This window comes from Postechiella marina, from assembly GCF_039538365.1.
Taxonomy (GTDB): Bacteria; Bacteroidota; Bacteroidia; order Flavobacteriales; family Flavobacteriaceae; genus Postechiella; species Postechiella marina.
Genome location: NZ_BAABCA010000001.1, coordinates 820,288 through 832,473 on the forward strand (window position 1 = coordinate 820,288; position 12,186 = coordinate 832,473).

11 protein-coding genes are annotated in these 12,186 nt (G+C 29.4%); 7 read left to right on the top strand and 4 right to left on the bottom strand.

The features are described 5' to 3' along the window. Positions 1 to 33: 33 nt before the first annotated feature. The 3 genes from porX (at position 34) to ABD715_RS03395 (ending at position 2,901) form a co-directional block, all read left to right on the top strand. Positions 34 to 1,587, top strand: a complete 1,554-nt coding sequence (gene porX, locus ABD715_RS03385; RefSeq protein ID WP_344786658.1) for a T9SS response regulator signal transducer PorX — start codon at positions 34 to 36, stop codon at positions 1,585 to 1,587. A gap of 93 nt (positions 1,588 to 1,680) precedes the next feature. Further along, positions 1,681 to 2,097, top strand: a complete 417-nt coding sequence (gene tsaE / locus ABD715_RS03390) for a tRNA (adenosine(37)-N6)-threonylcarbamoyltransferase complex ATPase subunit type 1 TsaE (protein ID WP_344786659.1) — start codon at positions 1,681 to 1,683, stop codon at positions 2,095 to 2,097. A 282-nt stretch (positions 2,098 to 2,379) separates the two neighbouring features. Continuing rightward, entirely contained in the window at positions 2,380 to 2,901 is a 522-nt protein-coding gene (locus ABD715_RS03395) for a hypothetical protein (protein ID WP_344786660.1), read from the top strand. Here ABD715_RS03395 and ABD715_RS03400 read toward each other — a convergent pair. Further along, the gene (locus ABD715_RS03400) at positions 2,898 to 5,333 is read right to left on the bottom strand and encodes an outer membrane beta-barrel protein (protein ID WP_344786661.1); all 2,436 of its coding nucleotides are present in this window, start codon (positions 5,331 to 5,333) and stop codon (positions 2,898 to 2,900) included. The two genes, ABD715_RS03395 and ABD715_RS03400, sit on opposite strands and share 4 nt — an antisense overlap. 171 nt (positions 5,334 to 5,504) lie before the next feature. Between ABD715_RS03400 and ABD715_RS03405 the strand changes: the two genes are divergently transcribed. Genes ABD715_RS03405 through ABD715_RS03415 form a run of 3 tightly spaced genes read left to right on the top strand, consistent with a single transcriptional unit; the run spans position 5,505 to position 7,704 of the window. Further along, positions 5,505 to 6,704: an alanine dehydrogenase gene (locus ABD715_RS03405; protein ID WP_344786662.1), complete on the top strand. Its 1,200-nt coding sequence runs from the start codon at positions 5,505 to 5,507 to the stop codon at positions 6,702 to 6,704. Between the two features lie 35 nt (positions 6,705 to 6,739). Beyond that, positions 6,740 to 7,114 (top strand): hypothetical protein, encoded by a 375-nt coding sequence (locus ABD715_RS03410; protein WP_344786663.1) that lies wholly within the window; start codon positions 6,740 to 6,742, stop codon positions 7,112 to 7,114. Next, a complete protein-coding gene (locus tag ABD715_RS03415; protein ID WP_344786664.1) occupies positions 7,114 to 7,704 on the top strand; it encodes a sugar transferase in 591 nt (196 codons plus the stop codon). Before ABD715_RS03410 ends, ABD715_RS03415 begins: the two co-directional genes overlap by 1 nt. 10 nt (positions 7,705 to 7,714) lie before the next feature. On the opposite strand, the gene ABD715_RS03420 is transcribed toward ABD715_RS03415, so the two are convergent. Together ABD715_RS03420 and ABD715_RS03425 are read right to left on the bottom strand one after the other, a co-directional pair. Continuing rightward, complete coding sequence (locus tag ABD715_RS03420) at positions 7,715 to 9,025, bottom strand: DEAD/DEAH box helicase (RefSeq protein ID WP_344786665.1); 1,311 nt, start codon at positions 9,023 to 9,025, stop codon at positions 7,715 to 7,717. A 4-nt stretch (positions 9,026 to 9,029) separates the two neighbouring features. Continuing rightward, a complete protein-coding gene (locus ABD715_RS03425) occupies positions 9,030 to 10,370 on the bottom strand; it encodes a DEAD/DEAH box helicase (protein WP_344786666.1) in 1,341 nt (446 codons plus the stop codon). A gap of 191 nt (positions 10,371 to 10,561) precedes the next feature. On the opposite strand from ABD715_RS03425, the gene ABD715_RS03430 reads away from it, so the two are divergent. After that, positions 10,562 to 11,464 (top strand): EamA family transporter, encoded by a 903-nt coding sequence (locus ABD715_RS03430; RefSeq protein ID WP_344786667.1) that lies wholly within the window; start codon positions 10,562 to 10,564, stop codon positions 11,462 to 11,464. A 219-nt stretch (positions 11,465 to 11,683) separates the two neighbouring features. Here the strand turns inward: ABD715_RS03430 and ABD715_RS03435 are convergent, their stop codons facing one another. Next, positions 11,684 to 12,103 carry an EF-hand domain-containing protein gene (locus tag ABD715_RS03435; RefSeq protein ID WP_344786668.1) on the bottom strand — a complete coding sequence of 140 codons (420 nt, stop codon included), beginning with the start codon at positions 12,101 to 12,103 and terminating at the stop codon, positions 11,684 to 11,686. Positions 12,104 to 12,186 lie beyond the last annotated feature (83 nt).

The following is a 12,186-nucleotide window of genomic DNA, read 5'->3' on the forward strand; positions in this document are numbered from 1 at the left end:
TTACAATACTTAACAATAACTAAATTTATTTAAATGAATACAATAAAAATACTTTGGGTTGATGATGAAATTGATTTATTGAAACCACATATTTTATTTCTTGAAAAAAAGAATTATAATGTTACTACGTGTAACAGCGGTACTGAAGCTATTGATATTTTAGACGAGACTAATTTTGATATTGTATTTTTAGATGAAAACATGCCAGGACTTACCGGTCTTGAAACTTTACATGAAATTAAAGAAAAAAAAGACAGTCTTCCTGTTGTTATGATAACAAAGAGTGAAGAAGAGTATATTATGGAAGAAGCTATTGGTAATAAAATAGCAGATTATTTAATTAAGCCCGTTAACCCAAATCAAATTTTACTGAGTTTAAAAAAGAATTTAGACCATTCGAGACTGATTTCAGAAAAGACAACATCTAATTATCAGCAAGAATTTAGAAAAATAGCTATGGATTTAGCTATGGTTAACTCTTACGAAGATTGGGTTGTTTTATACCAAAAACTAATTTATTGGGAAATTCAGCTAGAAGACATAGAAGATGTTGGCATGTTCGAGATTTTAGAATCACAGAAAAATGAAGCTAATATTCAATTTGGAAAATTTATAGATAAAAATTACACCAATTGGTTTGAACCACATACCGATGCTCCAATAATGTCTCATACACTATTTAAAGAAAAAATAGCTCCAGAGCTAAGCAAAGAGCAACCAACCCTTTTAGTTGTTGTAGATAATTTAAGGTATGACCAATGGAAGGTTTTTGAACCTATAATTAATAATTACTACAAAAAGGAAAAAGAAGATGCTTTTTTTAGTATTTTACCAACAGCTACACAATACGCTAGAAATGCAATTTTTTCTGGATTGATGCCTAGTGATATGGAAAAACTTTTTCCTGAATATTGGAAAAATGACACAGATGATGGTGGAAAAAATTTATATGAAGCCGAGTTTCTAGAATCGCAAATGAAAAGATTAAACTTAAACCACTTAAATTACGAGTATCATAAAATAACTAATTTAAAAGCTGGAAAAAAATTAGCCGATAATTTTAGGTCTTTAAAAGATAACGATTTAACAGTAGTAGTTTATAACTTTGTAGATATGTTGTCGCATTCTAAAACAGAAATGGAGGTTGTAAAAGAACTAGCATCAAACGATAAAGCTTATAGGTCTTTAACGCTTAGTTGGTTTAAAAACTCTCCGCTTTTAGAAATGATACACCAAGCCCAAGCTCTTGGTTTTAAACTTATTTTAACTACAGATCATGGTACCATAAATGTTAAAAATCCATCTAAAGTGATAGGTGATAAAGATACAAGCTTAAATTTACGTTATAAGACAGGTAGAAGTTTAACTTATGATGCCAAAGATGTGTTGGTGTTAAAAGACCCCAAAGAAGCACACTTACCAAGTATTAATATGAGCAGTTCTTATATTTTTGCTAAAAGTGATTTGTTTTTCGCTTATCCAAACAATTATAACCATTATGTAAGTTACTTTAGAAATACATACCAGCATGGTGGAGTTTCTTTAGAAGAAATGATTATTCCATTTGTTGTCTTTAATCCTAAATAGTCTTCAAAAAACACATAACATCGACCAAATACACTATTTATTAGTTTATTACGTTTATTTTAATTATACTTGTAGAAATGTTTTTATGATATTGTGGAAATAGTATATCACTTAAATGAGTTAGATTCTGTTGCTAAGCAACTTATAGAAAATGTTAGCACAAAAACGTTATTGTTTTATGGCGAAATGGGTGTTGGTAAAACAACTTTAATTAAGGCCATAGCAAAGCAATTAGGTTGCACAGACGATGTAAGCAGCCCTACTTTTTCTATAGTTAATGAGTATAAAGGGTTAAACTCGTTAATATATCATTTTGATCTATATAGAGTAAATGATATCGAAGAAGCGTATAATTTTGGAATAGAGGATTATTTGTATTCAAACAATTGGTCTATTATTGAATGGCCAGAAGTTGCAAAAGATATTTTACCTGAAGCCTTTGATATTGTTAACTTGAAAATTAACAACGATAAAACAAGAACATTAACCCTAACAAATAAATTAAACTAATCAACAAAAAGGCTTGAATTATATGAATAAATAGCAACAAAAACCTTCCAATGCTGAAGAATTACGGTAAACCCTCAACTATTATTTTAAAAATCATAGTTTTTAACATAATTTTAACATTTATCCAGTTTCTTCACTTTAGTTTCTCTTTACTTTTGGAATATATTAATTAATTAAAATCCCTTAAAAGTATGAAAACTAAGAAGTATTTAATTGCAATGGCAATTTTCGGAGGAGTGTTATTTACAGCTCAAGCAGTAAACGCTCATAACGTAGATGGAAATGAAATCTCAATCGTCAAGAAAAGCAAGGTTAAAAGGTAATAAATTTATTTCTGGAGCTATAATAGCAACATTAATAGCAATTACTCCATACATATTTTACTTACACCAAAGTGTTCCAGATGTTGAAGTCTGGAACACTTTTTTATTTACTTATAATAGTGGATATTATTCTAGTGCTGGCGTAGCAATTTGGGTTATAATTGGTAAATTAGTGCCTTTGTATCTATTGTTTATTTGGTTTTTTACCTGTAAACATTGGTGGTTTCATGCTTTATTAGTGCCGATTGCTATGTATACTTATCAAACATTCGATGTGTTAAATAAAGACACGGAATATCTAGACCATAATCAACTTATATATTTAATACCGGTAATGGCTATTATTATACCGTCTATATATTTAATAAGAGCCCGAATATTTAATAGAATAAATGAAGCTAATAAATCTTTAGAAGAATTGGAAGATGAATTAAAAATGTCTCCTAAAAGTTTTTGGGACAAAATAACTCAGTACTTTTAATCTTTATTGTTTATTCTATTTCTTTCTGAAATATCATCTTCTCGCTCTTTCGGCGTTAATCTATAATTACCAAATTTATAACTAAAACCAAAAGTAAAAAGCCTAGTTTCTTTTATTGTTTTATTATATATATCTTGATTTAAATATTTACTAGTTTTACTAAAATTGTAACTATTAAAAGCATCATTAACGCCTAAACTAACAGAGGCTCTATTTTTCCATAACGTTTTTCTTAATGCTATATCTAGGCTAGATCTTTTTCCTAACAACGATGGGCCTTCTGTCCATGGAGATATGTATAAAAACGATACGTCTATATTTAAACTGTTATCTTTTAAAAGAGAAACATAATTAGTTAACTCAACATATGTAGTCCATTTATTGGAGTTAAAAGGTGCATCAATACCTTCAATAACACTAAATTTATTATCATAATAAAATAGTTGACTATCAAATCCAATTTTCCAATTATTAACAATTTCTAAAAAGGTTCCGTAATAAAACCCATAAGATACGCTGTTGTCAATATTAGTGTTCATGTATTTTATAATATTATTTTCGTTGTCTTGAAAAACTACTAACACAATTGGGCTATCTTCATTTCTATAAAATACTTCAAAATTATGTTTATCGTTAAATAAGTAGCCAAAAATAATTTCATCATCAATTTGAGGTTTTAAATTTGGGTCTCCAGAAACGTAAGCATTATCATTATAAAAATACTTGAAAGGGTTTAATTGACTGTATCGTGGTCTATAGATTCTTTTCGTGTAATTTATATAAACCTCATTTTTTTCATCTATTGTATGCTTTAAATGTATTGAAGGGAAAAAATTAAAATAATTATTTCTGTTAACTTCATTTGTTGTTAAAGCGCTTCCTTTGGTATATGTATATTCTAATCTAAGACCAGATTTTAAGCTCCAAGAAGTCCAATCTTTACTATAACTACCATAAGCTGCATAGTTAGTTTCGTTGTATAAAAACGTATCAGAATTCTCTAAGTTTTGTTTTTTTATATCATTATCAAAATCAAACTGATTTAATACGTTTTTAGAATTTATATTAGAGACCTTTACCCCTGCTTCTATAAACCCAGAATTTTCTAATGGCAATTCGTAATCTACTTGATTAGTAAAAATTTGTATTTCCTGACTTGAAAATGTTTGGAATTTATTGTTTCTAAAAGCATTACCTGCTTCAGACAAAAAATAATCTGTGTCTACATTTTGAAAATTAGAGAAATCGTAATTTGTATGATGTGAACTTAAACTAATTTGTTCCCCTTCTTTGTCAAATTTATGAATATAGTCGAGTGTAAATGCTAAATTGAACTTTTCTTCAACTAGACTAACATTTGTGTTAAATATAGAGTCTAGTGTTTTGTTAGAATTAAAGACTAAAGTGTTTGAGTTAGTGTTGCCTTTAGAAACATTTCTTGGTGCAACTAAAATATTGGTAGAAAAACCTATACTGTTTTTATCATTAAAAGTAAAATCTATACCTGCATTAATATTTTGATTTGTAGACTTATTTATTTGTTCGAAATCTGTTTGCCAACTAGAAAAAACAGCATTATCATCATTAATAAAATTAATAGATTCGTCACTAAAAATATATTCCTTTTTAGGACTAATAGTATAATTTAAATTAACGTTTAGTTTTTTAGTTTTAAGAAAATGGCTTGTACTAAAGGCATATTTAGGGTATTCTTTTCCTTGTTTATAATTACCAGAAATATTTCCGTTGTATCCAGAAACAATGTTTTTGCTCATTGTTATATTAAGAATAGCTCCATCTTCGGCATCGTATTTAGCAGGAGGTGTTGTAATAACTTCTATAGACTTAATATTGCTTGCAGATGTGCCATCGAGCAGTTGCGTAACTTCTTCGGGAGATAAGTAAATTTTTCTATTATTTATATAAACTGTAGGAGTTGATCCTTTAACAGATAATGTATTGTTATTTATTAAAACACCAGGAGCGTGTTTTATAACATCTAACATATTGCTATTGGAAAGGGTTGAGTTCTCTACATTAAAAATTGTACGATCTACTAATCTTTTTATAGTTGGACGTTTTGCAGTAACTACAACACCTTTAAGCTGCTCTACAGCTTCTTTTAAAATAATGTTTTCGAAATCGATATCTCTGTATAATTCCACTCGAGTTATATACTCTTCAAAACCAAGAAACCCAATTTTTAATACATAATCACCTTGTTTTGTGTTTTTTAAATTAAACACACCTTTTCCATCTGTTATTACGCCTTTAATAATATTAATATCATCCAGATCTACTAAAACAACATTTGCAAAGGCAATAGGTTGCTTGTTTTCGTCTGTTAAAATTCCTTTAATACTATAACTTTGCGAAAAACAAATTTTTGAAAAAAAGAGCACTATAAAGAGAGAAAAATATGGTATTTTCATAAATGAATTAGTCAACACAAAAATAATTTATTTCATTTTAAATTCGTTACGGTAAAACCGTAATTTAACAAATACTATATCTTACATTTAGAAATGGATTTCAATATTTTATTTCTATTTGAGAAAATTAAAAAAATAGTTGTAATTTGAATTTTATTTAATCTTTGAAACATGTCTAAGTCTTTGTCTCCTTTTACAAAAGAACAACTTTTACCACAAGAAGAAACGTTAGAAATATTTAAACGAAAAGGGGAACTTTTTATTGGTATACCTAAAGAAACAGCTTATCAAGAAAAACGAGTATGCTTAACACCAGATGCAGTTTCTGCTTTGGTTAGCAATGGGCACAGGGTTTTACTAGAGTCTGGAGCTGGTAATGGCGCTAGTTTTAGCGATAAAGATTATAGCGAAGCTGGCGCAGAAATAACTAAAGATACCGCCAAAGTTTTTGCTTGTCCTATGGTTTTAAAAGTTGAACCTCCTAGTTTAGACCAAATTAAGTTATTAAATCCACAAGCCATTTTAATTTCTGCTTTACAGCTAAAAACACAATCTAAAAAATATTTCGAAACTTTGGCTGCTAAACGAATAACAGCATTGGCTTTCGAGTTTATTAAAGATGCAGATGGCACATATCCTGCTGTGCGCTCGTTAAGCGAAATAGCTGGAACTGCTTCTGTTTTAGTTGCAGCAGAACTGTTATCTAATAATAAAGACGGTAATGGTTTAATGTTAGGTAATATTAGTGGTGTGCCACCAATAGAGGTTGTAATTATAGGTGCAGGAACAGTAGGCGAATTTGCAGCGAGAAGTGCTATAGGTTTAGGAGCTAACGTAAAAATATTTGATAATTCGATAACCAAATTAAGAACAATTCAAACTAACTTAGGAAGACCTTTATATACATCTACAATTCAACCTAAAAACTTAACAAAAGCTTTAAAACGTTGTGATGTTGTTATTGGCGCAGTAAGAGGTGTTAATAGGTCGCCAATTGTAATTACCGAAACCATGGTAGAAAACATGAAAAAAAGAGCTGTAATTATAGATGTAAGTATAGATATGGGTGGGTGTTTTGAGACTAGTGAAGTTACAACACATAAAGAGCCTACCTTTATAAAACATGGCGTTATTCATTATTGTGTGCCTAATATTCCTGCAAGATACTCACGTACAGCTTCTGTATCTATTAGTAATATTTTTACTCCATATTTATTAAAGATTGCTGAAGATGGTGGCATAGAAAATTCTTTAAGATTTGATAAAGGTTTAAAAAATGGGTTGTATTTTTACCACGGTATTTTAACTAGTAAATCTGTTGGAGATTGGTTCGACTTAAAATTTAGTGATGTTAACTTACTTATATTTTAATTTGAATATTATTAGCTAGTTTTTAAAATAATTTAATGAAATTAATACAACGTATAGGTTACTATCTAGGAGGTTTTTCTATTGGTTTAGTAATTTTGGCTTTCTTTTTTAGTAAAAAGCAAACTTCTTGTAGTTATGGCCCAGAGGCTAGAGTTTTAAAAAACATAAACTCTAAAAAAATAGAGCATAGTCTTGTTTTTAAGCAGGAAATGGCATCTAAAAATATAGATTCTACAGCCATAAACTATATTTTACACAAAGGTGATATAAACTTTTCTGAAAGTGATACACGTAAAAAACCTTGTGGTGTTTATAATATTGAAGGCGACTATAATGAAAAGGAAATTGTACTTACTGTTGAAAACTGCGATAGTATAGCAACTATACTTAATTTGGTAATAAAAAAATAATGAAGCGCTTATTCGATTTTAGTTTAGCGTTATTGGGGTTAATTATTACAGCTCCAATTTTAATACTAATTGCTGTAATTATTAAAATCGATTCTGCTGGACCTGTTCTTTTTATTCAAAATAGAGTTGGTAAAAGCAACAAAGATTTCAATATTTTTAAGTTTAGAACCATGCATACAAAGTCTCAAGACAAAGGACTTTTAACCATTGGTAATAGGGACTCTAGAGTAACAAGCGTTGGATATTTTTTAAGGCGATATAAGATAGACGAATTCCCACAGTTATTAAATGTTCTTATTGGAGATATGAGTTTTGTTGGCCCTAGACCCGAATTAAGGTATTATGTCAATTTTTATAAAGAGGATGATTTTGTTATCTTTAAAGTAAGACCAGGAATTACCGGTTTGGCTTCGTTAGAATATAGAAACGAAGTAGAATTACTCAAAAAAGCTGATAAGCCTGAAGAATTTTATATAAATACAATTATTCCAGACAAGCTAGCTTACAATAAAACCTACATTAAAAAGAAATCTTTTATTTTCGATTTAAAACTTATTTTTAAAACCGTTATACGTGTAATTTTTAAATAATTTTAAAATCTTAAAGTAAGGAAACTCTAACCTTTTTCTTTTTAAGGCGCATATTATTCGTTTTGTCTATTAACAAGTTAGCTTTTGCTAGTGGCACTGCAACAAAAGCACAATCTCGTTTTAATTCTATAACACCTAACTCAGTCTTATCTAAATGGCCTTGTTTAAAAAATAAACCTGCAATATCGCCTTTAGATATTTTATTTTTTCTCCCTCCAGAAATAAAAAGAGTAGCCCATTTTGGTTTAATGGTATGCACTTTGTTGCTTAAAGAAACGGTTTCGGATGTTTCTATAAATTCTGGTAAAAATTCTTTTTGCCATTGCAAAACATAGGCAGTACCTTGAGCATTCATTCGTGCTGTTCTTCCATTTCTATGTGTAAACTCTTCTGCTTTTATTGGTAATTGGTAATGTATAATGTAGCTAAGCTCTGGTATATCTAAACCACGAGCAGCCAAATCTGTAGCAATTATAATTTGATGTGTTCCGTTTCTAAATTTAATAAGCGCACGTTCTCTATCTATTTGCTCTAAAGCACCGTAAAAACAACCATGTGGAATATTATTGTCTCTTAAAAAGTCGCTTACGTATTGAATAGTGTCTTTAAAATTACAAAATATAATGCCTGGTTTATTACCAATGTCTTGTAATAAATTTACCAATGTTTGCAATTTATTTTTATCTGGAGAAACAACTCTTTTTATTTTTAGCTTTGTAGTTTTATTATCTAAAAAATTAATTACAAACTCATCTTTTAGCCCAACAAAGCTAGGAATTTCCATGTCTTGGGTTGCCGAAGTTAAAATGCGTTTTTCAATGCAAGGTAAATATCCTAATATTTCGCTCATTTCAGTTTCGAAACCTACTTCCAAAGATTTATCAAATTCATCTAAAACTAAGGTTTTTATATCTTCAACAATAAACGTTTCTCGCCTCAAATGATCTGCTATTCTACCCGGTGTGCCAATAAGTATTGCAGGTGTATGCGCTAGTTCTATTTTATCTTTAGAAAAAGGACGCCCACCGTAAACAGCATTAGCTTTAAAACCAGAACCTATTTGTCTTATTACTTGTTCTATCTGTATGGCCAACTCTCTAGAAGGTACTAAAATGAGCAGTTGTACGTTTTCGCACTCTTTATTTAAGGCTTGAATTGTTGGCAAAAGAAAAGCTAAAGTTTTTCCGGTTCCGGTTGGAGACAACAATACAACATTTTCTAAAGTATTTATAGCTAATAAAGCATCTTCCTGCATTTGATTTAATGCCGAAATATTTAGCTTTTTCAATATTTCTTGCTGAGATTTTATGTTATTTGCCATAAAACTATTTCTTTCTTTTTTTCTTAGAAACCTCTTTCTTCTCTGTTAACATATTGTTTTCAGCTATATAATTGGCTAAAATTTTATCAACCAATTCATCTTTGGTTAAATGATGAAATACGGTTTTTATTTGTGCCTTAAAATCTTCAGAAATTTGCCTGTTTGGTTTGGTTTTAAATATTTTTCTGGCCCATAATAAACCGTTGTTTTCTTCTATACTCTTAGCATCAGCTTTTTTATATTCTTTAAAAGTAATACCCAATTCGTATTCAAACTCTGGAATATCTTGTATTTCATCTTCTTGAATAACACTTAAAGATAAGCCCTTTGCTCCTGCTCTAGCTGTACGCCCACTTCTGTGTACATAAGCATCGTAAGTATCTGGTAAATGATAGTTTACAACATAGGCAAGGTTTTTAATATCTATGCCACGTGCAGCCAAGTCTGTAGCTACTAAAATATTAATATGTCCTTCTCTAAACTGCCCCATAATACGATCTCGAATACCTTGAGATAAACTACCGTGCAATGCGCCAGAAGAAAACTTATTTATAGCTAAATTCTTAGCTAATTTATTTACCGCTGCTTTTGTTTTACAGAATATAATACCACGCTGCCCTTCTTTAGAATTTAAAAAATGCATTAAAACATTTAGTTTCTCTATAGGTTCTACAACAACAAATTGATGTTCTATACCTTGATGTCCAAGCGTATTCATGTCTGTTTCAGCATGAATTACGTATTTAGACATGTAATTTTGAATTAACTGCTTAATGCTTCCTGGCATGGTTGCAGTAAATAAAAGTGTGCGTCTAGATTTTGGTATTTCTTTTATTATATTGTCTAATCCGTCTTTTAGTGCGCTAACCATTTCGTCTGCCTCATCTAAAATAAAATAATCAATATTTTTTATATTTACTGCACCACGTTTTACTAAATCTGCCAAACGCCCTGGAGTTGCAACAACAATATGTGTCTCTCTTTTTAAGCGTTCTATTTGAGGTTTAATAGGTATACCACCGCAAATTGAAGCTATAGAAATAGACGGGCTATGTGATGCGAAAGATTCTAGGTTTGCAAAAATTTGTTGCCCTAACTCTCTTGTAGGTGTTAAAATTATTGCTTGAATATTTGAACTATTGGTATTAATTAGTTGTAATAAAGGTAAGCCAAAAGCAGCTGTTTTTCCTGTACCTGTTTTTGCTAAAGCAACAACATCTTCTTTTTTATTTAAGATTATAGGAATTACTTTTTCTTGAATATCTGTTGGAGTAGAAATCTGTAATTTGGATAAACTTTCTTGCAATTGAGAATTAATTCCTAAACTAGAAAAGGACATTGACATAAATATAATTTTTATGCAAAGATACTAACACTTTTAACAGTAATACTTGTCAATTAACTTATATTCATTTTAACTCCTTTATAGTTGCTAGTTTACTTATTATGAGTCTATAATTTTAAAATACTGTTATTTATTAAATCCTATTAAAAAACAATTACTAAATAAGAGTGTAAAAAAGTATCTTCGCGCGCATGTGGATGTATTTAGGCCTATTATCGGCTTTATTTTTAGGGTTACATAACTTATGTAAAAAACATGCAGTACAAGGAAACGAGGTTTTCCCTGTACTTTTAGGAACTATTTTAGCTGGATTTTTATTAATTCTGCCCTTTTTTGTTGGATCTGTTTATTTTCCAGAGTACACTAAAACTATTGGGTTTTATATAGATGATGTTTCTTTAGCTACACACGGGTTTATTTTTATTAAATCTATTATAATGGCTGCTTCTTGGGTTTTAGCTTATCAAGCCTTAAAGCATTTACCTATTACTATAGTAACACCTATACGGTCTGCAGGACCATTTTTTACTTTTATAGGCGCTATTTTTATATATCAAGAAAAACCAACGTATTGGCAATGGATTGGTTTTTTTCTAATAATATTCTCTGTTATGTTATACTCTAGAATAGGTAAAAAAGAAGGTATTAATTTTAAAAGAAATAAGTGGATTTTTGCCATTATTGGTGCAACTTTTTTGGGAGCTTCTAGTGGTTTATACGATAAATTTTTAATTCAAAATTTAGCCTTAACACCTCAAACTTTACAATTTTGGTTTTGCTTTTACACCATACTTATACTTTTAGTTATACTTTCCGTTACGTGGTTTCCTTATGCAAAAAAAAGAAGAGCTTTTAAGTGGAGATGGTCTATTCCTGCTGTTGGTGTACTTTTGCAAACAGCAGATTATTTTTATTTTAAAGCTTTACAAGATCCAGAGGCTTTAATTATGCTATTATCTGCCATAAAACGAAGTCAAATAATTATAGCTGTTGTTATTGGTGGTTTAATATTTAAAGAAAAAAACAAGCGCAAAAAATTGGTGCCTTTAGCAGGTATTTTAATTGGTGTAGCCTTAATTTTATACACCTCATAAATAAAAAACTAAAAAAGCCGAAATATTCTAAAATATTTCAGCTAACTAGTGGCTATTAATCTGTAATTATATTAATTAGTATGCTTTTTGGTATTAATTTTTTTCCAGTTTACATTTTCTGCTAACTCATCTATAGTTACTTTGCCATCATCATTTGCATCCCAACCAATAAACATATCTTTACCATCTATAGCTTCACCTTTTTTGTTTTTCTTATCTTTAAAAAAAGGCTTTCATTTCGTCTAAGCTAACAAAATTGTCTTTGTTTACATCCATCCAATATAGTTTTTTGGCAACCTTATCTGTTGGTATATCTGTCTTTTTTTTAACTACTTTAGTTTTGTTTTTTAAACCATTAACTTTTTTCCAATTCACTTTTTGTTGTAGCTCTTCAACAGTAATTTTCCCATCATTATTATGGTCTAACCCTATAAAGATTTCTTCACCATCTTGTACTTTTCCTTTTTTATTTGTTTTTCCTTTATAAAAAGCTAGCATTTCTTCTTTATTAATATAGTGGTTTCCGTCTGTATCTATCCACTTCATTTTCTTCTCTGCTTTAGCTTTACTATCTTGAGCATTAACTACAGAAAATGTTGCTAAACTTAATACTAAATAAGTTCCTTTTAAAAACCTCATAATTTATTTTAATTTAATTAATGATATAAAATTATAATTATGCTTGTTTTTAATTGTATCTGTATATACAATAAATGTCTCCT